The following is a 21,663-nucleotide window of genomic DNA, read 5'->3' as shown; positions in this document are numbered from 1 at the left end:
CGCAGCCCATCAGCATGAGGAGCGTCAGCGCGTGAGGCAGACCGTCAGGACCCGGCCATCCAGCAGCGGCCGGCCGCTCAGCGAGGCGTACGACACGGCGCTGCTCGATCTCGACGGGGTCGTGTACGCGGGGGGTGAGGCCGTCGCGCATGCCGTGGAGTCGCTGGGGACGGCGCGGTTCGGGGGGATGCGGCTGGCGTACGTCACCAACAATGCGGCGCGGACGCCGGAGACGGTCGCCGCCCATCTGACCGAGCTGGGCGTGCCCGCCGACGCGGGTGATGTCATCACCTCCGCGCAGGCGGTGGCCCGGCTGATCGCGGAGCAGGTGCCCGCGGGGGCGCGGGTGCTCGTCATCGGCGGCGAGGGGCTGCGGGTGGCGCTGCGCGAGCGGGGGCTGGTGCCGGTCGAGTCGGCTGATGAGCAGCCTGCTGCTGTCGTGCAGGGGTACGGGGGGCCGTCGCTGCAGTGGGGGCGGTTTGCGGAGGCTTCCTATGCGGTGGCGCGTGGGGTGCCTTGGTTTGCGTCCAATACGGATCTGACCATTCCCAGCGGGCGGGGGATCGCGCCGGGGAATGGGGCGGCCGTGGAGGTCGTACGGATCGCGACCGGGGGCCGCGTGGAGCCGCAGGTCGCCGGGAAGCCGCTGCCGCCGATGCATCGGGAGACGATTCTGCGGACGGGGGCCGAGCGGCCGCTGGTGGTGGGGGATCGGCTGGATACGGATATTGAGGGGGCGTTCAACGGCGGGGTGGATTCGCTGCTGGTGCTCACCGGGGTGACGGACGGGGCGCAGCTGGTGGCGGCCGAGCCTCGGCATCGGCCGACTTATGTGGATGCGGATCTGCGGGGGCTGCTGGCGGAGCAGCCTGAGGTGTCGGGGGATGGAGAGTGCGGGGGGTGGCGGGCTCGGGCCGATGGCGGGCGCGGGGTGCTCGAGCTCGATGGTGAGGGGCGTGCGGTGGATGGGCTGCGGGCGTTGTGTGCCGCGGCCTGGCGGCAGGCGGGGGAGGGGAGCTGCGAGCTGGATGCCGGGAAGGCGCTGGCCCGGCTCGGGTGGTAGGGACTGGCCCGGCTCGGGTGGTAGGGAGCGGTATCGCCGTACGGCCCTACGCCGCCTCCCCGCTCTCCAGCAGCTGCGTCTCCGACGTCCCCCGCCGCCAGTAACCCGAGAACGTCACCCGCTTCCGGTCGACACCGCGCTCGCGGACCAGATGGCGCCGGATCGCCTTCACCGTCGCCGATTCGCCGGCGATCCAGGCGTACGGGGTGCCATCCGGGAGCTCCGCCTCCGCGATGGCCTCCGGGGTCGGGCGGGCCACGCCCCGTACCTGCCAGACGATCTCCGCGTCGGCGGCCGTCGGCAGGCCCTGGATGTCGGCCGGTTCCGCCACGTCGATCCAGGCGCGGACCGGGAGGCCGGACGGGAGGGTTTCGAGGATGGCGGCGATGGCGGGGAGGGCGGATTCGTCGCCGGAGAGCAGGATCCAGTCGGTGTCGGACGGCGGGCGGTAGTCGTACGCGACGTTGTCCGCCGCCACCGGGGCAAGCGCCGCCAGACGGTGCCCCGGGGCGGCGGACATCGCCCAGCGGGAGGCCGGGCCCTCGTCGCCGTGGACGGCGAAGTCCACGGTCAGCTGCTCCGTGGACAGCGCGCGGGTCGTGTACGTGCGCATGATGCCGCGGACCGCCGGGTCCAGGGCCTGGTACGCCCCGTACCAATTGGAGCCGTCGTCGTCCGGCAGGACCGGCGCGTCCTGGCCGGGGTGGGGGAAGAAGAGCTTGATGCGCTGGTCGCGGCCCGCCGAGGCCATGGACGCCAGCTCGGGTCCGGTCATGACGACGCGGATCATCGTGGGGGAGCGGCGCTCGGCGCGCAGCACCTCAAGGGCGAAGAAGCGGAAGGGGGCGGTCGTGGCGGGCGTGGCGGTGGTCGTCATGCGCGTACCTTCTTCGCTTCCTGGAGGGATTTGGCGAGGTTCTCGATGAGGGGGGCGTAGGCGGCGTGGCTGGGCGGGGCCTCGTTCATCCAGGGGATGACCTGGCCGGCCTTGACGGCGGGGAGGTCGCGCCAGGTGGGTTTGGACTTTTCCAGCTGGTCGGGCTGGAGGTTGCCGGTGCGCTGGTCGACGAGGATCAGGTCGGCGTCGTAGCGGTCGGCGTTCTCCCAGCTGGTGGACTCCCAGAAGCCGCCCTTGTCGCGCTTGCCGGGGGTGACGAACTGGACGCCCAGGTCCGCGAAGTGGCGCAGGTCGTAGAAGTCCGGGGCGAAGCCGGCGTAGAGGAGGTCGGGGGAGGCGGAGATGGCGAGGATGCGCACGCCGCGGTTCGACTTCGCCGCCTTACGGAGGGACTCGGACGCGGCCTCGAAGCGGGCCTTCGCGTCCGTGACCTTCTTCGCCTTCGGGTCGGCGCCGAGGGATTCGGCGAGGGCCGCGTATCGCTGGATCGACTTGACGAGAGTGGTCTTGCCGGTCTGGATGGCGACGGACGGGGCCAGTGACAGGATCTTCTTCGCGCTGTCCGGCGGCAGGTACCAGACCTCCGGTGGCACCATCATGCTGCTGACCAGCAGATCTGGTTCGAGCGCGGCGTATTTCTCGACATTGAACTGGCCGTAGGTATTACCGAGGTTGGTCAGTTTGTCGACATCGAGGCGGCCCGCCTGCATCTCGGGCTTACCGTTCTTGCCCTTCGTCGGGCCGAAGATGGCGTCGCACTCGATCCCCAGGTCGTGCAGCGCCGCCGCGGCGCCGACGTAGGCGACGATCCGCTTCGGGGTCGCGTCGGACTTCGCCGTCTTTCCGCGGTCGTCCTTGAAGGACCAGGCGCCGCCGCCCTTGCCGGCGGCCGTACCCGTACCGCCGTCGTCATCGCCGCAGGCCGCGAGCAGCGCGCCGAGTCCCAGGGCGCCGCCGGCGGCCAGAAATCCGCGACGGGAACGGGCTACGGTACGGGCTACGGGCATGGCTGTGGCGCCTGACATGGAGGTCCCTCTCGATCCGCAGGTGCAGGTTAGGCTAACCTAACCATCGTGTTGGTCGACAGTCCCCCGCGGGAGAGCGAAGCAGCCGCCCCCGCCGCACCCCCATCGCGCCGCCGCACCTCGGCGCGCGCCGCGGGCCTGCTGCTTTCCCTGGGCCTGCTTGTCGTGGTCGTAGTCGCGTCCATAGCCGTCGGCGCCAAGCAGATACCCGTCGGCGACGTCTGGCACGGGCTGTTCGGCAACACCGGCACCGACAACGACGTCGTCATCCGCGACCTGCGGCTGCCGCGCACCATCCTCGGGATGCTCGCCGGCGCCGCCCTCGGCCTCGCCGGGGCCGTGATGCAGGCACTGACCCGCAACCCCCTCGCCGAGCCCGGCATCCTCGGCATCAACGCGGGCGCCGCGGCCGCGGTCGTCTCCGCGATCAGCTTCCTCGGGATCAACTCGTTCACCGGCTACGTGTGGTTCTCCTTCGCCGGCGCCGCCGCCGTCATGGTCGTCGTCTACGCCCTCGGCGGCAGCCGCAGCGCCACGCCCGTACGCCTCGCCCTCGCCGGCAGCGCGGTCTCCGCGGCCCTCTTCGGATACATCCGGGCCGTCGAACTCTTCGACACCGCCGCCCTCGACCGGATGCGCTTCTGGACGGTCGGCTCGCTCGCCTCGGCCAACATGAACACGGTCCAGCAGGTGCTCCCCTTCATCGCCGTCGGCATCGTCCTGGCGCTGGCGCTGGCCCGCCCGCTCAACGCCATGGCCCTCGGCGACGACTCCGCCCGCGCCCTCGGCGCCCACCTCGGCCGCACCCGCGGCCTCGCCATGCTCGCCGCCACGCTGCTGTGCGGCGCCGCGGTCGCGGCCTGCGGGCCGATCGTCTTCGTCGGGCTGATGGTCCCGCATATGGTGCGCGCCATCACCGGCCCCGACCTGCGGTGGATCCTCCCGTACACGGCCGTGCTCGCGCCGGTGCTGCTGCTCGGCGCGGATGTCGTCGGGCGGGTGGTGACGCGGCCCGCGGAGCTGCAGGTCGGGATCGTGACCGCGGTGATCGGCGGTCCGGTCTTCATCTATCTCGTACGGCGACGGAAGATGGCGCAGCTGTGAAGACCCTGACGAAGGCGCGGCCCGCTCGTGCCGCTGAGGCGGCGCCCCGTACCGCAAAGCCCGCGCGTGCCCTGCGCACCCCGGGCGGACTCTCGCTCCGCCTCGACGTCCGCGCCGCCGTCGTCACGGCGGGGCTGTTCCTGCTGGCCTGCGCGGCCGGGGTGCTGCTGATCGGCAGCGGGGACTTCGACATCGCGGTTACGGACGTCATCAAGACGCTGTTCGGCGGCGGCACGACCGCGCAGGAGTTCATCGTCAACGACCTGCGGCTGCCGCGGGTGCTCGTCGGCCTGCTGGTCGGCGCGGCGCTCGGGATCGCCGGGGCGGTCTTCCAGACCGTCACCCGCAACCCGCTCGGCAGCCCCGACATGCTCGGCTTCAGCCACGGCGCCACGGCGGGCGCGCTCTGCGCGATCGTGCTGCTCCACGGCGGCCCGATGGCGACCGCGGCGGGGGCGCTCATCGGCGCCGTCGTCACCGGCATCGCCGTCTACACGCTCGCCTGGAAGCGCGGCGTGCACGGCTACCGCCTGGTCCTCGTCGGCATCGGCGGCTCCGCGGTCCTCGTCGCCATCAACGGCTACCTCCTCACCAAGGCCCAGATCGCCGACGCCGCCCGCGCCGTCCTGTGGATGACCGGCTCGCTCAACGGCCGCGACTGGGCGCAGGTCTGGCCGCTGCTCGCCGCCTGCGCGGTGCTCGTGCCGCTGACCGTCGGGTACGGGCGGCAGCTGCGGATGCTGGAGATGGGCGATGACACGGCGTACGCGCTGGGCATCCGCGCCGAGCGGGTGCGGCTGGTGACGCTCGTCGCGGCGACGCTGCTGGTGGCGGTGGCCACGGCGGCCGCCGGGCCGGTCGCCTTCGTGGCGCTCACCGCGCCGCAGCTCGCGCGCCGGCTGACGAAGGCGCCCGGGCCCAACCTGCTGCCGTCCGCCTGCATGGGCGCGGTGATCCTTCTCGTCGCCGACTGGGCCTCGCAGCGGCTCTTCGGCGCCGACCAGCTGCCCGTCGGCGTGCTCACCGGCATGCTCGGCGGCGGCTATCTGCTGTGGCTGCTCGCCGCCGAACGCAAGGCGGGCCGGATATGAACGACGTCAGGAATCCCAGGAGCGCACACGTGTCCCGTCTTACGGCCGAGAACGTCACCCTCGCCTACGACCAGCGGGTGGTGGCCGATGGCCTGTCGGTGGCCATCCCCGACCAGTCCTTCACGGTCATCGTCGGCCCCAACGCCTGCGGTAAGTCGACGCTGCTGCGGGCGCTGTCCCGGATGCTGAAGCCGTCCGCCGGGTCCGTAACGCTCGATGGCGCGGCGATCGGCTCGATGCCGGCGAAGAAGGTGGCGCGGACGCTGGGGCTGCTGCCGCAGTCGTCGATCGCCCCCGACGGGATTACGGTCGCGGATCTGGTCGCGCGCGGGCGCTATCCGCATCAGGGGCTGCTGCGGCAGTGGTCGCGGGACGATGAGCGGATTGTCGAGGAATCGATGGCGGCGACGGGTGTCGGCGAGCTGGCCGATCGTTATGTCGATGAATTGTCGGGTGGTCAGCGGCAGCGCGTGTGGATCGCCATGGCGCTGGCGCAGCAGACGCCGCTGCTGCTGCTCGACGAGCCGACCACGTACCTGGACATCCAGCACCAGATCGAGGTCCTCGACCTGTGCGCGGAGCTGCACGAGGAGCAGGGCCGGACGCTGGTCGCGGTCCTCCACGACCTCAACCACGCGGCGCGCTATGCCACGCACTTGATCGCGATGCGCGATGGTGCGGTGGTGGCGGAGGGGGCGCCCGGGGACATCGTGGACGCGGCGCTGGTCGAGGAGGTCTTCGGGCTGCGCTGCCAGGTGATCGCCGATCCGGAGACCGGGACGCCGCTGGTGGTGCCGGCGGCGCGGAAGGCGCGGGGGCGGGCCGAGGAGGTCGTCGACCGGGTCGAGCGGGTCGAGCGGGGTGGGGCTGAACGGGCCGAGGGTGAACGGGCCGAGGCTGGACGAGCCGACGCTAAAGCAGTGATCTGAGACGCAGCAGATCCATCACGCCCGCCTCCAGCTTGACCCGGCCCTGGCCCCAGGCCTTGGCGAAGTTGAGGTCGCCCTCGACCAGGGTGACGAGGTCGTCGCTGCTCATGGCGAGGCGGATCTGCGCGCGCTCGGCGGGGGCGCCGGGGGCGGAGACGACATCCTGGATGCGGCCGTCGCGCAGCCGCCCGGAGAAGGTCGTGTCCAGATCCGTGAGATGGCAGCTGAGCGACCGGTCCAGCGCCGCGGCCTTCTTCACATCCCCGCCGGCACCGCCCATGCTCTCGGAGAGCCGGTCGAGCGCCTTGCGGCACTCTTCGATCGTCTTCATCACGTACGACGCTACCTGAGCCGATGCGGGTGGCGGCGCTGGGAGTGCGCAGCGGCGGGTTGGCGGCCGGGCACGGTAGCGTCTTCACCATGAGCGATGCGATGCCTGCTGCGCAGGGGTACGGCGAGGGGCGGCCGGTTCCTGGTCCGCCCGGGCGGCGGCCGTTGGGCGGCGGGGGCCGGGCGGGCGTCGGCGCGGGTGCGGCGCCGTGGGCGCCTGCGGCCGAGGAGCCGGACCCGCCGGCTGGCGAGCGCGCTGCCGCGGAGGCGGCGGACCGCGAGCCGGAAGCGACCGACGAGCGGGTCTCGGTGACCAGGGAGCCCGCTGCCGCGGACTTGGAGTCGGAGGCGGTCGACTTGGCCGGGGAGGGTGCGGTCCCCGACGACGAGGGCGTAATCCCGGCTGAGGAGTCTGCGGGCCCGCAGGAGGGGGCCGACGGTCCCGTCGAGGCCGATCGAGCCGAGGCATCTGCGGAAGCCGCGCCACGCGCTACGGAAGCCAAGGCGCCTGCCCTGGCGGCCGAGGCGCCCGCGCGCATTGCTGAGGAGCCCGGCGGCGTGGCTGAGGAGCCCGCTCTCGTGGCTGAGGAGCCCGGCCGCCTGGCCGAGGCGCCCGCTCCCCTGGCCGAGGCGCCCGCCCGCGTGGCGGAGGCGCCCGCCGCCCGCGAGGCAGAGGCACCCGCCGCCCGCGAGGCAGAGGCACCCGCCGCCCGCGAGGCAGAGGCACCCGCTCCCCTGGCCGAGGCACCCGCCCGCATGGGCGAGGAGCCTGCCCCCGTGGGCGAGGAGCCCGCCCCCGTCGACCAGGAGCCTGCGCCCGCCCCCCTGGGCATCGCCCGTACCGCCACCGGTGACGCCGATGTCGATGCCGGGCTTGAACGGCTTGCGGATGCCGACGAGTTGCCGACCTCCAGTCACCTTGAGGTGTACGAGGACGCGCACCGGCAGCTACGCGACGCCTTGGAGGCGCTCGACCGCCGGCAGGGGCCGCCTCCGCCGGCACCGGGCCACGGCCGCCCCGCCGGGGCCGTACCCGCGCAGGGCCAGCAGTCCGCCAGGACGCAGCCGGTGCCCGGCGCGGCCCCGCGCCCCGGCTCCGGCGCGGCCCCGCGCCCCGCCCCCGGCGCGGCCCCCCACCCCGGCCCCGCCGCGACCCAGCCCTCCGGCCCCACCCCCTACCCCCGCCCCGGAGCCTCCACCCCCTACCCCCGCCGGGACGGCTGACGTGGCCGCGGCCAAAGCCAAGGTGCAGCGGCGGCGGCTCGACGCCGAGCTTGTGCGGCGGGAGCTGGCGCGGTCGCGGGAGCAGGCGTCGCAGCTTATTGCCGCCGGGCGGGTCAGTGTTGGTGGGGCCACTGCCACCAAGGCGGCGACGCAGGTGGAGATGAGCGCGGCGATCGTCGTCGCCGAGGACGACAGCGATCCGGGGTACGTCTCGCGCGGCGGGCACAAGCTCGCCGGTGCCTTCGACGCCTTCACGCCGCAAGGGCTACAAGTCGCAGGGCGGCGCGCCCTCGACGCCGGAGCGTCGACCGGCGGCTTCACCGACGTGCTGCTGCGCGCCGGCGCCGCGCACGTCGTCGCCGCCGATGTCGGGTACGGGCAGCTCGCCTGGTCGCTGCAGTCCGACGAGCGCGTCACCGTCAAGGACCGTACGAACGTCCGCGAACTGACCCTCGACCAGATCGACGGCATCCCCGTCGACCTCGTCGTCGGGGATCTCTCCTTCATCCCGCTCGGGCTCGTCCTCCCCGCCCTCGTCCGCTGCGCCGCGCCCGACGCCGACCTCGTGCTGATGGTCAAGCCGCAGTTCGAGGTGGGCAAGGAGCGGCTCGGCAGCGGCGGCGTCGTCCGCAGCCCCGAGCTGCGCGCCGAAGCCGTCCGTACGGTCGCGGAGCAGGCCGCCGCGCTCGGGCTCGGCGTGCGGGGCGTCACCGCCAGCCCGCTGCCGGGTCCGTCCGGAAACGTCGAGTATTTTCTGTGGCTGCGCGCCGGTGCACCCCCGCTCGACCCGGCCGCCGTGGACGACGCAGTAAAGAACGGGCCGCAATGAAGAACGGGCCGCAATGAAGAAGGGGCCGCAATGAAGCACACCCAGCCGAGCGCGCCGCAGCCCGGCGGCCGGACCGTCTTCCTGCTCGCCCACACCGGCCGCCCCGCGGCCATCCGCAGCGCGGAACTCGTCGTCCGCGGGCTGCTCAACAGCGGCGTCGGCGTGCGCGTACTCGCCGAGGAAGCCGCCGATCTGCCGCTGCCCGATGAGGTCGAGCTGTGCAAGGCCGGGCCGTCCGTCATCGACGGCTGCGAGCTCATCGTCGTCCTCGGCGGGGACGGGACGCTGCTGCGCGGCGCCGAGTTCGCGCGGGCGTCCGGGGTGCCGATGCTCGGCGTCAACCTCGGCCGGGTCGGCTTCCTCGCCGAGGCCGAGCGCGATGACCTCGACAAGGTCGTCTACCGCGTCGTCAAGCAGGACTACGAGGTCGAGGAGCGGATGACCCTCGACGTTCTCGTACGCACCAATGGCCGCGTCGTGCACACCGACTGGGCGCTCAACGAGGCGTCCGTCGAGAAGGCGGCGCGCGAGCGGATGCTCGAGGTCGTGACCGAGGTCGACCGGCGGCCGGTGTCGCGCTTCGGGTGCGACGGCGTCGTGTGCGCCACGCCGACCGGCTCGACCGCGTACGCCTTCTCCGCCGGCGGCCCGGTGGTGTGGCCGGAGGTCGAGGCGCTGCTGATGGTCCCGATCAGCGCCCACGCCCTCTTCGCCAAGCCGCTGGTGACCTCCCCCGACTCGGTCCTCGCGGTGGAGGTCCAGCCGACCAACCAGCACGGCGTGCTGTGGTGCGACGGCCGCCGCACGGTCGACCTGCCGGCCGGAGCGCGGGTCGAGGTCCGGCGCGGGGCGACCCCGGTCCGCCTGGCCCGCCTGCACCACTCGGTCTTCACGGACCGCCTGGTGGCGAAGTTCGCGCTGCCGGTCGCGGGCTGGCGGGGCGCACCGAACTAAACCGCCTCGCCGGACGATGCGGGCCCCCGCAACCCGTACATGCATCCCAAACCACCCCTCGACCGGGCCCCCGGCCGGGAGGCCCATCGCATACGACCCCGGGAACCTCGTATGGTCGTACCCGTGTTGGAGGAGATGCGGATCCAGTCCCTGGGCGTCATCGATGATGCCGTCGTCGAGTTGTCGCCCGGCTTCACCGCCGTCACCGGCGAGACCGGCGCGGGCAAGACGATGGTGGTCACCAGCCTCGGCCTGCTGCTCGGCGGCCGCGCCGACGCCGCGCTGGTCCGTATCGGCGCCAAGAGCGCGGTGGTCGAGGGCCGCGTCCTCGTCCCGGACGGCGCGCCCGCGGCGGTACGGGCCGAGGAGGCCGGCGCCGAGCTGGACGACGGGGCGCTGCTGCTGAGCCGTACGGTCTCGGCCGAAGGGCGCTCCCGCGCGCACCTGGGCGGCCGCACGGTCCCCGTCGGCATCCTCGGCGAGCTCGCCGACGACCTCGTCGCCGTGCACGGCCAGACCGACCAGCAGGGCCTGCTGCGCCCGGCCCGGCAGCGCGAGGCCCTCGACCGGTACGCGGGCGACGCCGTCGCCGTGCCGCTCGCGAAGTACGCCGCCGCGTACGCCCGCCAGCGCGCCGTATCCACCGAACTCGACACCATCACCACCCGCGCCCGCGAACGCGCCCAGGAAGCCGACATGCTCCGCTTCGGCCTCGACGAGGTCGCGGCCGTCGAGCCGCTCCCCGGCGAGGACGTCGACCTGGCCGCCGAGGCCGAGCGCCTCGGCCACGCCGAATCCCTCACCGCCGCCGCCAACGCCGCCCACGGCGCGCTGGCCGGCAACCCGGAGGACCCCGAGACGGTCGACGCCACGGCTCTGGTCGCCGGCGCGCACCGCGCCGTCGAGGCCGTACGCTCCCACGACCCGGCGCTGGCCGCGCTCGCCGACCGGCTCGGCGAGATCGGCATCCTCGTCGCGGACGTGGCGGGGGAGCTGGCCGCGTACGCCGACGGCATCGACGCCGACCCGCTGCGGCTGTCCGCGGTGGAGGAGCGGCGGGCGGCGCTCGCCGCGCTGACGCGGAAGTACGGCGAGGACATCGCGGCCGTGCTGGCCTGGGCCGAGCAGGGCGCCGGTCGGCTGGCCGAGCTGGAGGGCGACGACGACCGGATCGGCGAGCTCACGGCGGAGCGCGATGCGCTCACCGCGGAGCTGACCGAGCTGGCGGCGGCGCTGACGGAGGCGCGTGGTGAGGCGGCGACGCGATTCGCTGACGCGGTGACGGCGGAGCTGACCGAACTCGCGATGCCGCATGCGCGGGTCAGCGTCGACATCCGCCAGACCTCGGACTTCGGCCCGACGGGCGTCGACGAGGTCGAGCTGCTCCTCGCCCCGCACCCTGGCGCCCAGCCGCGGCCGATCGCCAAGGGCGCGTCGGGCGGTGAGCTGTCCCGGGTGATGCTCGCGGTGGAGGTCGTCTTCGCGGGCTCGGACCCGGTGCCCACGTACCTCTTCGACGAGGTCGACGCGGGCGTCGGCGGCAAGGCCGCGGTGGAGGTCGGGCGCCGGCTGGCGCGCCTGGCGCAATCCGCCCAGGTCGTGGTGGTGACGCACCTGCCGCAGGTGGCCGCCTTCGCGGACCGGCAGCTGCTGGTGGAGAAGACGTCGGACGGCTCAGTGACCCGGAGCGGTGTGACGGTGCTGGAGGGCGAGGCACGGGTGCGGGAGCTGTCCCGGATGCTGGCGGGCCAGCAGGACTCGGAGACGGCGCGGGCGCATGCGGAGGAGCTGCTGGAGGCGGCGCGGGTGGGGCGCTGAGGCCGAGCGGGTACGGTGCTGCGCATGCTTTCCGCGACATCTGCCCTGGTCACTGCCGCTACGACTACGCGGACCGCGCTCGCTGGGCTGCGGCGGCGGCCGCCGGGTGGGGCGGCGCTGTGGTCGCGTACGAACTTCGCGGGGCGGAGCCTGGATCTGCTGGGCGGCCCGGCATCGGCGGCAGGCACGCTGGTCGCGGTGGCGACGGCGCCTGGCCTGCGCGGCCGCACCCGAGCCGCCGCCGTCCTCGCCACGGCGGCCGCGGGTGGCATCGGCGCGTACGACGACCTCGCGGGGCGCGCCGACGCGCGCCGGGGCTTTCGGGCTCACCTCGCGGCGCTGCGGGAGGGCGAGCTAACGACCGGCGGCGTGAAGCTGCTGGGCATCGGCGCGGCGGGCCTCGCCGCGGGTGCGCTGCTGAAGGACCGCCCGCTGGACCGGCTGCTCGCCGGGGTGGTGATCGCGGGCTCGGCGCACGCAGTGAACCTCCTGGACGTACGGCCCGCGCGGGCCACGGTCGCGACGCTGGCGCTGGCCGCGCCGGGGCTGCTGCGGGGCGGCGAGGGCGCGGCACTGGCGGCCGTACCGGCGGGGGCGGCGGCAGCCCTGCTGCCGGAGGACGCGGCGGAACAAACCATGCTCGGCGACACAGGCGCCCACGCCCTGGGCGCGTCTCTGGGCGTAGCAATCGCAGCGGCAAACGCCCGCGCGGGCCTGGCGCTGCACGCGGCGGCGGTGGTCGCGGCGGCGGTGTACGGGGAGCGGGCGCTGCCCGGGTAGGTCTCTGCGGGCTGTGCTATGCCCGTAATCCCCGGGCGTGTCACTGCCTCGTCTCTCGGGGCGGCAGCGTCACCATCCCTCGTCTCTCGGGGGCAGACGTCCTCTCTTCGGGGGGTAGGCGTCCTCTTCGGGGGGTAGGCGTCCGTCTCTCGGGAGGGTAGGCGTCCGTCTCTCGGGCCCACCCGTCCCGCTGGGCGGGACGGGTGGGCCCGGGCGTTTCCGGCGGCCGCCGACGCGACTTGCGCCGAGGCGAACATGTGGCGCCGGGGCGCACGCCTCGGTCAAGGGCGCCAGGTCACCCGCAAGGGTGGACCGGCACCGCGTGCCAGCCGCAGCCCCGCCGTCAACCCGGCCACGCGCCAGCGAAAGTGGTGCCGGATCACGCCCAACGGATGGCATGCTGCATGCGGACCGCACCGGACACCGGCCGACCGGCCGACCGGCCGACCGGCCGGACAGAACCGGCCCGCGACCCCCGCCCGCCCCGACCGACAGGGAGCCCGTGACCACCTCACCCGCCGCCAAGCGCACGGCAAACGGCCCGCCAGGGCCATTGCACGCCGTGCAGCTGGTCGGCGGCGGCAGCCACGGCAGCGGAGTCCACGTGCGATCGCTCGCCGCCGGCCTCGTCGCCCGCGGCGTCCGGGTCACCGTCGTCACCACCCCCCGCGCCGCCCGGCTGTACGGCTTCGCGGACGCCGGGGCGCAGGTCGCGAGGCTCCCCACGGGCCGCGGCGCCCAGGCCCGTACCCTCGCCGTCGTGCGCGCCGCCTGCGCGGGCGCGGACCTCGTACACGCGCACGGCAGCCGCGCCGCACTCCTGGCGCGCCTCGTCCTGGGGCGGGACGCCCGCCGTACCCCGCTGGTCGTCACCTGGCACATCCGCCCGTACGCGGAAGGCCCCGGCGCCCGCGTCCAGCCGCTGCTGCAGCGGCGCGTCGCAAGGAGCGCGCGGGTGCTGCTCGGCGCCTCCACCGACCTGGTCGACGAGGCCCGCAGGCACGGCGCCCGCGACGCCCGCCTGGCCCCCGTCGCCGCACCGGCCCCGCGGCTGCCGCAGCAACTCGACGAGCGCGCCCGCCAGAAGGCCCGCGCCGAGCTCGGCGCCGTCGGCCGCCCCCTCCTCCTCACCGCGGGCCGCCTGGAGCCCGGCCAGGGCCACGAGCCGCTCCTGGACGCCGCCCGCATCTGGCGCTCCCTCGACCCGCCCCCGCTCCTGGCAATCGCCGGCGAAGGCTCCCAGCGCAGCGCCCTCCAGCGACGCATCGACGCCGAGAAGCTCCCGGTGAGGCTCCTCGGCTGCCGCGAAGACCTCGGCGACCTCCTCGGCGTAGCCGACGTGGCGGTCCTGCCGAGCCGCTGGGAGGCAAGGTCACTCCTGGCCCAGGAGGCCTTGTACGCAGGCGCCCCCCTCGTGGCCACCGCCGTAGGCGGCGTACCGGAACAGGTAGGCGAGGCCGCGGAACTCGTCCCATACGGCGACGCCCGCGCCCTGGCCACCGCCGTAGCCCGCCTCCTGGCCGAACCCACCCGCCGCGCCCAACTCACCGCCGCCGGCCGCGCCCGCACCGAACACTGGCCAACCGAAGACGACACAGTGGCCCAAGTCCTCAGCGTCTACGACGAAATCGTCGACACCCAGCCACGCCGCACGCGGTCGTTCTGACCGTAGGCGGGCGTCTCAGCCGCCCCAAGCCCCCGTAGCGCTCAGCCGCAACGCCGTATCGATCAGCGGCACATGGCTGAATGCCTGCGGGAAGTTCCCCACCTGGCGCTGCAGCCGCGGGTCCCACTCCTCTGCCAGCAGGCCCAGGTCGTTGCGGAGGGCCAGGAGCTTTTCGAAGAGCTCGCGGGCCTCCTTTACGCGGCCGATCATCGCCAGGTCGTCCGCCATCCAGAACGAGCACGCCAGGAAGGCGCCCTCGTCGCCCGGGAGGCCGTCCACGCCCTCTTCGCCGCCTGACGTGGGGTAGCGGAGGACGAAGCCGTCCGGGGTGGACAGCTCTCGCTGGATCGCCTCGATCGTGCCGATGACGCGCTTGTCGTCCGGCGGCAGGAAGCCCATCTGCGGGATCAGCAGCAGGGACGCGTCCAACTCCTTCGAGCCGTAGGACTGCGTGAAGGTGTTGCGCTGCGGGTCGTAGCCCTTTTCGCAGACGTCGCGGTGGATGTCGTCGCGCAGCTCGCGCCAGCGCTCCAGCGGGCCGTCCGCCTCGCCGGACTCGACCAGCTTGATGGTGCGGTCGACCGCGACCCACAGCATCACCTTGGAGTGCACGAAGTGGCGGCGCGGGCCGCGGACCTCCCAGAGGCCCTCGTCGGGGCGGTCCCAGTTCTCCTCGACCCAGCGGATCATCTTGAGCTGGAGGACGGAGGCGTAGTCGTTACGGGCGAGGCCCGTCATGTGGCCGAGGTGCAGGGCCTCGATGGTTTCGCCGTAGACGTCCAGCTGGAGCTGGCCCGCGGCGCCGTTCCCGGCGTGCACGGGCGTCGAACCCTCATATCCCGGCAGCCAGTCCAGCTCCATCTCGCCGAGCTCGCGCTCGCCCGCGATGCCGTACATGATCTGCAGGTTCTCCGGGTCGCCCGCGACCGCCCGCAGCAGCCACTCGCGCCAGGCCCGCGCCTCCTCGCGATAGCCGGTGCGCAGCAGCGACGACAGCGTGATGGCGGCGTCGCGCAGCCACGTGTAGCGGTAGTCCCAGTTCCGTACGCCGCCGATGTCCTCCGGCAGCGACGTGGTCGGCGCGGCGACGATGCCGCCCGTCGGCTCGTACGTGAGCGCCTTCAGCGTGATCAGCGAGCGCACCACCGCTTCCCGGTACGGGCCGTGGTACGTGCAGTGGCCCGTCCACTCCTCCCAGAAGGCCTCGGTGTTCGCCAGCGCCGTCTCGGGGACGGGCAGCGGCGGCGGCTCCTTGTGGGAGGGCTGCCAGCTCATCGTGAAGGCGACCCTGTCACCCGGTGCCACCGTGAAGTCCGAGTAGGTGGTGAGGTCCTGGCCGTATGTGTCGCCGGGCGTGTCCAGCCAAACGGAGTCAGGTCCGGCCACCGCGACCGTGCGGCCGTCGACCTTGTGCACCCACGGCACGATCCGCCCGTACGAGAAGCGCATCCGCAGCGCCGAGCGCATCGGGACCCGGCCGCTGACGCCCTCCACGATGCGTACCAGCTGCGGGGCGTCACCGGCGCGCCGCGGCATGAAGTCGATCACCCGGACCGTGCCGCGCGGGGTGTCCCACTCGGACTCCAGGATCAGCGAATCGCCGCGATAGCGCCGCCGGTCCGCCGCGGGCGGGCGGCGGTCCTCGCCGTATGCGGGGCCCAGCCGCCAGAAGCCGTGCTCCTCGGTGCCCAGGAGGGCCGCGAAGACGGCGTGCGAGTCGAACCGGGGGAGGCACAGCCAGTCGACAGTGCCGTCCCGGCAGACGAGGGCGGCGGTCTGCATATCGCCGATGAGTGCGTAGTCCTCGATGCGCCCGGCCACGTAGTGAATCTCCAGTCGACTGCGTGCGTCCGAGCAGAATACGACGCATGGACGTGATCCGCTTGAGGGCCCTCATATCCGTGCGTCGAACGTCCGCCTGAGCTCGTGCCCGACCTCCCGGCGACGGCTGCACTGCGTGCCGCCGTCGCGCAGCGGGTCCTCCTGGCTGATACCCTGGTAGCCCGTGGAGCGGAAGGTTTCGCCGCAGGTCCCGCGACCTCTTCGGCACCTTTCCAGGACCTTTCGCAACGCACCTTTCAGCAGCGACCACGGGAGCCCCTTTTGCCCAGGCCATCCACGACGACCAAGCACATCTTCGTCACCGGAGGCGTCGCCTCCTCCCTCGGCAAGGGGCTCACCGCCTCCAGCCTCGGCGCCCTCCTCAAGGCGCGTGGCCTGCGGGTGACGATGCAGAAGCTCGACCCGTATCTGAATGTCGACCCGGGGACGATGAACCCGTTCCAGCACGGTGAGGTGTTCGTCACCAACGACGGCGCCGAGACCGACCTGGACATCGGCCATTACGAGCGCTTCCTGGACGTGGATCTCGACGGCTCGGCCAATGTCACCACCGGCCAGGTCTACTCGACGGTGATCGCCAAGGAGCGGCGCGGCGAGTACCTCGGCGACACGGTGCAGGTCATCCCGCACATCACCAATGAGATCAAGTCGCGGATCCGGCGGATGGCCACCGACGACGTCGACGTGGTGATCACCGAGGTCGGCGGCACGGTCGGCGACATCGAGTCGCTGCCGTTCCTTGAGGCCGTACGGCAGACCCGGCACGAGGTCGGCCGCGACAACGTCTTCGTGGTGCACATCTCCCTGCTCCCGTACATCGGGCCGAGCGGCGAGCTGAAGACCAAGCCGACCCAGCACTCCGTCGCCGCGCTGCGCAACATCGGCATCCAGCCCGACGCGATCGTGCTGCGCGCCGACCGCGAGGTGCCGACGTCCATCAAGCGCAAGATCTCGCTGATGTGCGACGTGGACGAGGCCGCGGTGGTCGCCGCCATCGACGCCAAGTCGATCTACGACATCCCGAAGGTGCTGCACACCGAGGGCCTGGACGCATACGTGGTCCGCAAGCTGGACCTGCCCTTCCGCGATGTGGACTGGACGCAGTGGGACGACCTGCTGCGGCGCGTCCACCAGCCCGACCACGAGGTGACGATCGCGCTGGTCGGCAAGTACATCGACCTGCCCGACGCGTATCTGTCGGTCACCGAGGCGATTCGCGCGGGCGGCTTCGCCAACAACGCGCGGGCGAAGATCAAGTGGGTCACCTCCGATGACCTGAAGACCCCGGCGGGCGCCGCGAAGGTGCTCCAGGACGTCGACGGCATCGTCATCCCCGGCGGCTTCGGCGAGCGCGGCGTCGAGGGCAAGGTGCAGGCGATCCGCTGGGCGCGGGAGAAGAAGGTGCCGCTGCTCGGCATCTGCCTCGGCCTGCAGTGCATCGTGATCGAGGCCGCACGGAATCTGGCGGACATCGAGGGTGCCAACTCGACGGAGTTCGACCAGGCCGCGGCCCACCCGGTGATCTCCACCATGGAGGAGCAGCTCGACATCGTCGCCGGCGAGGGCGACATGGGCGGCACGATGCGGCTCGGGATGTATCCCGCGAAGCTCGCCGAGGGGTCCGTGGTGCGCGAGGCGTACGGCGACGCGCCGTACGTGGAGGAGCGGCACCGGCACCGCTACGAGGTGAACAACCACTACCGCACCGAGCTGGAGAAGAAGGCGGGGCTCGTCTTCTCGGGCACCTCGCCCGACAACAAGCTGGTGGAGTACGTGGAGTACCCGCGCGAGGCACACCCGTACCTGGTGGCCACCCAGGCGCATCCGGAGCTCCGCTCCCGGCCCACGCGCCCGCACCCGCTCTTCGCCGGGCTGGTCAAGGCGGCCGTCGAGCAGCAGGAGGCCTCCAAGTGAGGCTGCAGGACACCCCGGAGGAGTGGGAGGTGGTGGCCACGGCCACCCCCTTCACCGGCAACAAGACCTCGGTCCGCACCGACGACGTCGTCATGCCCGACGGCACGGTGGCGCGGCGCGACTATCAGGTGCACCCGGGCTCGGTGGCCGTGCTGGCGCTCGACGACGAGGACCGGGTGCTGGTGCTGAGCCAGTACCGGCATCCCGTACGGCAGAAGCTCTGGGAGATCCCGGCCGGGCTGCTCGACATCCCCGGCGAGAATCCGCTGACCGCGGCGCAGCGCGAGCTGTACGAGGAAGCGCACGTCAAGGCCTCGGACTGGCGGGTGCTCGCCGACGTCTACACGACGCCCGGCGGCTGCGACGAGGCGGTCCGGGTCTTCCTGGCGCGGGACATCTCCGAGGCGGAGGGCGAGCGCTTCGCCGTCGAGGACGAGGAGATGGACCTGGAGTTCGCGCGGGTGCCCCTGGAGGAGCTCGTACGCGGCGCCCTCGCGGGCGAGCTGCACAACAACTGCCTCGTGGTGGGGGTGCTGGCCCTGCAGGCGGCGCTGGCGTCTTCGGGAGGCGTGGGCGGGTTGCGGGCTGCGGATGCGCCGTGGCCGGCGCGGCCGTTTGAGGCGTAGGCATCCTGTGGCTTCGCCACGGATGTCCTCAAGCGCCGGACGGGCTTGATCGGTGGGTGGGCCGGTCCGAGTTCCACGACACCACCGAAAAAACGTGGTGGTCGGCTGCTGCTCGGTGCTGGGTTTTTTCGGCGGCGTCGTTCCACTCGGCCCTCCTCCCGGGGGGATGGATCGGGCAGGGCTTCCCCCATCAGGGCCAACCGCACCGGCGGGCTGGGGTGGGGGCGACTACGCTCGGCAAGCGTGAGCACCCCCTTTGTCGGTCGTGGTCGTGAGCTCGAGGCTTTGCGCGGGGATATCGCGCGGGCCGGTCTGGATACGCTCTCCGGGCGGCCCGCGCCGCGGGCCCGGGTGCTTCTCATCGCCGGGAAGCCAGGGTCCGGGCGCAGCCGGGTCGCCGAGGAGCTGGCGCGGCAGGTCATGGACGACTATCCGGACGGCGTTTTACGACTGGATGCTGACACCGCGGCGGAGATCCGGGACGTCCCGCAGCGGGTCCTGATCATCGTCGACGACGTCACCGAGGCCGAGCAGCTCGACGAGCTGATCCCGGACAGCCGCGACTGCCTGGTCGTCGCCGTATCCGAGGGGCCGCTCACCGGCGTCGCCGACGTGCGGCCCTGCGTGCTCGGCGGCCTGGAGCCGCCCGCCGCGAAGGAGCTGCTGGAGCACTTCGCCGGGGACATCCGGATCACCGTGGATCCGAAGGCGGCGGAGCGGCTCGCCGAGGAATGCGAGGGGCATCCGGCCGCCCTGACCCTGGTCGGCGGATGGCTCGCGGCCCGGCCCGAGGCCGCCGTCGCCGATGCCGTGCAGGCGCTGCCGGCCGGCGGGGCGCCGCTCGGGCGCGCCTTCCGGCTCGTATACGAGTCGCTGCCGCAGCCCGCCGCCCACCTGCTGCGGCTGCTCGTGCTCGCCCCCGCCGGGCTCGTCGACGCGCACACCGCGTCCGCGCTCGGCGGCTGCACCGTCGCGGCCGCGCGGGCCACCCTCGAGGACTTCGAGAAGCTGGGCCTGGTCCGGCGGGAAGGGGAGCTCTACGAGGTCCCCGGCTGCCTGCGGCCGCTGCTGCAGGAGCTCCTTGAAGCCAAGGAGCGGCCCGAGGAGGTGCTGCTGGCGCGGGCCCGGATGCTGGAGCGGACCGTGCGGCTGCTGCACTCCTGCCGGGCCGTCACGGAGCCCGAGGACTCGCCCGTACACAAGCGGCTCGCCGGGCTGCCCAAGACGCTGCGCTTCGCCTCTCCCGAGGCCGCGGGGGAGTGGCTGGCCGGGCGGAGGCCCGCGCTGATCGCGGCGGCCCGCAGCGCCGTGGCGGACGGCGAGCTGGACACCCTCGCGCGGCGGTTCGCGGCCGCGCTGTCGCGGGCGCTGGCAGCGCACCAGGGGGACGAGTCGGCCGCCCCCGAGCAGTACCAGCTGCACGAGCTGGTGCTCGGCGTGGCCGAGCGGCGCGGGCTCGTACGGGAGAAGGCGGCGGCGCTGCTGAACCTCGGGGACCTCGACTCCCGGTCGGGGCGGCCGGAGGAGGCGCTGGTGCGCTACCGCGAGGCGCTGACGGCCGCCCGGGAGGTGCGGGATCCGCAGCCGGTGGGGCGGGCGCTGGAGTCCATCGGGTGCACGTACCAGGAGTTGGGCGACTTCGAGCGGGCAGCCGACTGGTACGGGCGGGCGCTCGCGCTCGTGCAGTCGCGCGGCGGCGACGGGCTGGCCGACGAGGCGCGGCTGCGGGGGCGGCTCGGGGCGGCGCACACATACGCCGGGGCGTGGGGGCATGCGCTGCGGCAGTGGAAGGCGGCCGCGGCGGCCCGCCGGCGGCTCGGCGATCAGTCCGGGCAGGCACGGGCGCTGGGCGAGGTGGCGCGGGTGCAGGAGTACGCGGGCCATCCGCGGCAGGCGGTGGTCACCTGCCAGGAGGCGCTGCAGGTGGCGATGGAGGCGCGGGACGACCGGCTGCGGGCGGCCGTGCAGCTGCGGCTCGCGGACACCCTCGACCGGCTCGGGGACCCGGTGCAGGCGGAGCTGCAGCGGTCGGCGGCGGAGCGGCTGCTGGAGCGGGGTGCGGCCGACAGAATTACCGCCTCCGCCCATGGCTCCACCTAAGAAACATCGACGTTAAGCGAAAAGATTGTTTGGTTTGTAAGGCTGGACAGCGTGGCAGGCCTTCGTTCACACTGGGCGTGCCGCGCGTGGTGCCCAACCCTCGCCCACCGGGCATTCCAGTCAAATCCCTGTGATCCAAGGACCGTGATCTGTCGTGAAGGTCGGCATCCCCCGCGAGGTCAAGAACAACGAGTACCGGGTGGCCATCACCCCGGCAGGCGTCCACGAGCTGGTGCGCCATGGGCACCAGGTGCTGGTCGAGAAGAACGCCGGCGCCGGGTCGTCCATTACGGATGAGGAGTACGTCGCGGCCGGCGCCTCGATCATCCCCACCGCCGACGAGGTGTGGGGCCAGGCCGACCTGCTGCTGAAGGTCAAGGAGCCGATCGCCGAGGAGTACCACCGCCTCCGCAAGGACCAGATCCTCTTCACCTACCTGCACCTGGCCGCATCCCGCGAGTGCACGGACGCGCTGCTGGAGTCGCAGACCACCGCCATCGCGTACGAGACTGTGGAGACGGCCGGCCGGCAGCTGCCGCTGCTCGCGCCGATGTCCGAGGTCGCGGGGCGGCTGGCGCCGCAGGTGGGCGCGTACCACCTGATGGCCTCCGCCGGCGGCCGCGGGGTGCTGCCGGGCGGCGTTCCCGGCACCCACCCGGGCAAGGCCGTCGTCATCGGCGGCGGCGTCTCCGGCTGGAACGCCACGCAGATCGCGGTCGGCCTCGGCTTCCACGTCACCATGCTCGACAAGGACGTCAACAAGCTGCGCGAGGCCGACAGGGTCTTCGGCACCAAGGTGCGGGCGATCATGTCCAATGCCTTCGAGCTGGAGAAGGCCGTCCTCGACGCCGACCTCGTCGTCGGCGCGGTGCTGATCCCGGGCGCGAAGGCGCCGAAGCTGGTCACCAACGAGCTGGTCTCGCGCATGAAGCCGGGAAGTGTCCTTGTCGACATCGCGATCGATCAGGGCGGCTGCTTCGAGGACTCGCGTCCGACCACCCACGCCGAGCCGACCTTCAAGGTCCACAACTCGGTCTTCTACTGCGTCGCCAACATGCCGGGCGCGGTGCCCAACACCTCGACCTACGCGCTGACCAACGTCACGCTCCCGTACATCGTGGAGCTCGCCAACCGCGGCTGGCGCGAGGCGCTGCGCCGCGACCCGGCGCTCGCGCTGGGCCTCAACACGCATGAGGGGCAGGTCGTTTACGGTCCGGTCGCGGAGGCGCACGGCCTTCCGGTCACCGAACTGAGCCGCGTCCTGGGCTGATATCCGGGAGATACGAACGGCCTCAACAGCCGTCGCCAAAAGGGTAATAACGCACCACCGGCCGAACCTTGTCACCTGGGGTTCGGCCGGAGGTGTGTCGTGCATCACCACTGACTTCAGGCGTGTTCGATAGCCGACACATAGTGCCGCGTCCGCCGGTTTGTGTTGCTGACAGGCCCCGACACGCCATAGAGTCGCCA

Annotated in this window: 18 protein-coding genes; 14 read left to right on the top strand and 4 right to left on the bottom strand. The window is 73.0% G+C overall.

The window, feature by feature from the left end; translation table 11 throughout:
* Positions 1 to 31: 31 nt before the first annotated feature.
* Positions 32 to 1,063 carry an HAD hydrolase-like protein gene (locus ACNNMR_RS07755; protein WP_419993786.1) on the top strand — a complete coding sequence of 344 codons (1,032 nt, stop codon included), beginning with the start codon at positions 32 to 34 and terminating at the stop codon, positions 1,061 to 1,063.
* A 46-nt stretch (positions 1,064 to 1,109) separates the two neighbouring features.
* Here the strand turns inward: ACNNMR_RS07755 and ACNNMR_RS07750 are convergent, their stop codons facing one another.
* Both ACNNMR_RS07750 and ACNNMR_RS07745 read right to left on the bottom strand, forming a co-directional pair.
* Positions 1,110 to 1,940 (bottom strand): siderophore-interacting protein, encoded by an 831-nt coding sequence (locus ACNNMR_RS07750; RefSeq protein ID WP_419993785.1) that lies wholly within the window; start codon positions 1,938 to 1,940, stop codon positions 1,110 to 1,112.
* Positions 1,937 to 2,986 (bottom strand): ABC transporter substrate-binding protein, encoded by a 1,050-nt coding sequence (locus ACNNMR_RS07745; RefSeq protein ID WP_419993784.1) that lies wholly within the window; start codon positions 2,984 to 2,986, stop codon positions 1,937 to 1,939. Before ACNNMR_RS07745 ends, ACNNMR_RS07750 begins: the two co-directional genes overlap by 4 nt.
* A gap of 48 nt (positions 2,987 to 3,034) precedes the next feature.
* Here ACNNMR_RS07745 and ACNNMR_RS07740 point away from each other — a divergent pair, with 48 nt between their 5' ends.
* The 3 genes from ACNNMR_RS07740 to ACNNMR_RS07730 are packed head-to-tail and all read left to right on the top strand — an operon-like array spanning position 3,035 to position 6,110.
* The gene (locus ACNNMR_RS07740; RefSeq protein ID WP_419993783.1) at positions 3,035 to 4,090 is read left to right on the top strand and encodes a FecCD family ABC transporter permease; all 1,056 of its coding nucleotides are present in this window, start codon (positions 3,035 to 3,037) and stop codon (positions 4,088 to 4,090) included.
* 5 nt (positions 4,091 to 4,095) lie between these two features.
* On the top strand, positions 4,096 to 5,181 hold the full coding sequence (locus ACNNMR_RS07735; RefSeq protein WP_420000286.1) for a FecCD family ABC transporter permease: 1,086 nt from the start codon (positions 4,096 to 4,098) through the stop codon (positions 5,179 to 5,181).
* Positions 5,182 to 5,210: 29 nt separating this feature from the next.
* Positions 5,211 to 6,110 (top strand): ABC transporter ATP-binding protein, encoded by a 900-nt coding sequence (locus tag ACNNMR_RS07730; RefSeq protein ID WP_419993782.1) that lies wholly within the window; start codon positions 5,211 to 5,213, stop codon positions 6,108 to 6,110.
* Here ACNNMR_RS07730 and ACNNMR_RS07725 read toward each other — a convergent pair.
* Positions 6,094 to 6,441: an SCP2 sterol-binding domain-containing protein gene (locus tag ACNNMR_RS07725; protein ID WP_419993781.1), complete on the bottom strand. Its 348-nt coding sequence runs from the start codon at positions 6,439 to 6,441 to the stop codon at positions 6,094 to 6,096. The genes ACNNMR_RS07730 and ACNNMR_RS07725 overlap by 17 nt on opposite strands.
* A gap of 89 nt (positions 6,442 to 6,530) precedes the next feature.
* Between ACNNMR_RS07725 and ACNNMR_RS07720 the strand changes: the two genes are divergently transcribed.
* From ACNNMR_RS07720 to ACNNMR_RS07695, 6 genes are all read left to right on the top strand, one after another.
* Complete coding sequence (locus ACNNMR_RS07720; protein WP_419993780.1) at positions 6,531 to 7,664, top strand: hypothetical protein; 1,134 nt, start codon at positions 6,531 to 6,533, stop codon at positions 7,662 to 7,664.
* A 22-nt stretch (positions 7,665 to 7,686) separates the two neighbouring features.
* Complete coding sequence (locus tag ACNNMR_RS07715; protein WP_420000285.1) at positions 7,687 to 8,493, top strand: TlyA family RNA methyltransferase; 807 nt, start codon at positions 7,687 to 7,689, stop codon at positions 8,491 to 8,493.
* A gap of 30 nt (positions 8,494 to 8,523) precedes the next feature.
* Positions 8,524 to 9,447 carry an NAD kinase gene (locus tag ACNNMR_RS07710; RefSeq protein WP_419993779.1) on the top strand — a complete coding sequence of 308 codons (924 nt, stop codon included), beginning with the start codon at positions 8,524 to 8,526 and terminating at the stop codon, positions 9,445 to 9,447.
* 135 nt (positions 9,448 to 9,582) lie between these two features.
* On the top strand, positions 9,583 to 11,265 hold the full coding sequence (gene recN, locus ACNNMR_RS07705; RefSeq protein ID WP_420000284.1) for a DNA repair protein RecN: 1,683 nt from the start codon (positions 9,583 to 9,585) through the stop codon (positions 11,263 to 11,265).
* A 24-nt stretch (positions 11,266 to 11,289) separates the two neighbouring features.
* Positions 11,290 to 12,045 (top strand): hypothetical protein, encoded by a 756-nt coding sequence (locus ACNNMR_RS07700; RefSeq protein WP_419993778.1) that lies wholly within the window; start codon positions 11,290 to 11,292, stop codon positions 12,043 to 12,045.
* 502 nt (positions 12,046 to 12,547) lie between these two features.
* Positions 12,548 to 13,711, top strand: coding sequence for a glycosyltransferase family 4 protein (locus ACNNMR_RS07695; protein ID WP_419993777.1), 1,164 nt, complete (start codon positions 12,548 to 12,550; stop codon positions 13,709 to 13,711).
* Between the two features lie 15 nt (positions 13,712 to 13,726).
* On the opposite strand, the gene ACNNMR_RS07690 is transcribed toward ACNNMR_RS07695, so the two are convergent.
* Positions 13,727 to 15,532, bottom strand: coding sequence for a glycoside hydrolase family 15 protein (locus ACNNMR_RS07690; RefSeq protein ID WP_419993776.1), 1,806 nt, complete (start codon positions 15,530 to 15,532; stop codon positions 13,727 to 13,729).
* Positions 15,533 to 15,814: 282 nt separating this feature from the next.
* Here ACNNMR_RS07690 and ACNNMR_RS07685 point away from each other — a divergent pair, with 282 nt between their 5' ends.
* The 4 genes from ACNNMR_RS07685 (at position 15,815) to ald (ending at position 21,463) form a co-directional block, all read left to right on the top strand.
* Positions 15,815 to 17,467, top strand: a complete 1,653-nt coding sequence (locus ACNNMR_RS07685; RefSeq protein ID WP_419993775.1) for a CTP synthase — start codon at positions 15,815 to 15,817, stop codon at positions 17,465 to 17,467.
* Complete coding sequence (locus tag ACNNMR_RS07680) at positions 17,464 to 18,093, top strand: NUDIX domain-containing protein (protein WP_419993774.1); 630 nt, start codon at positions 17,464 to 17,466, stop codon at positions 18,091 to 18,093. Before ACNNMR_RS07685 ends, ACNNMR_RS07680 begins: the two co-directional genes overlap by 4 nt.
* Before the next feature lie 243 nt (positions 18,094 to 18,336).
* Positions 18,337 to 20,193, top strand: coding sequence for a tetratricopeptide repeat protein (locus ACNNMR_RS07675; protein ID WP_419993773.1), 1,857 nt, complete (start codon positions 18,337 to 18,339; stop codon positions 20,191 to 20,193).
* Between the two features lie 154 nt (positions 20,194 to 20,347).
* Positions 20,348 to 21,463, top strand: a complete 1,116-nt coding sequence (gene ald / locus ACNNMR_RS07670) for an alanine dehydrogenase (protein ID WP_419993772.1) — start codon at positions 20,348 to 20,350, stop codon at positions 21,461 to 21,463.
* Positions 21,464 to 21,663 lie beyond the last annotated feature (200 nt).

The sequence above is a fragment of the Streptomyces boninensis genome (assembly GCF_048572725.1).
GTDB lineage: Bacteria > Actinomycetota > Actinomycetes > Streptomycetales > Streptomycetaceae > Streptomyces > Streptomyces boninensis.
Note: the sequence above shows the minus strand (reverse complement) of the source record. Positions and strands in the feature narration are given on the sequence as shown.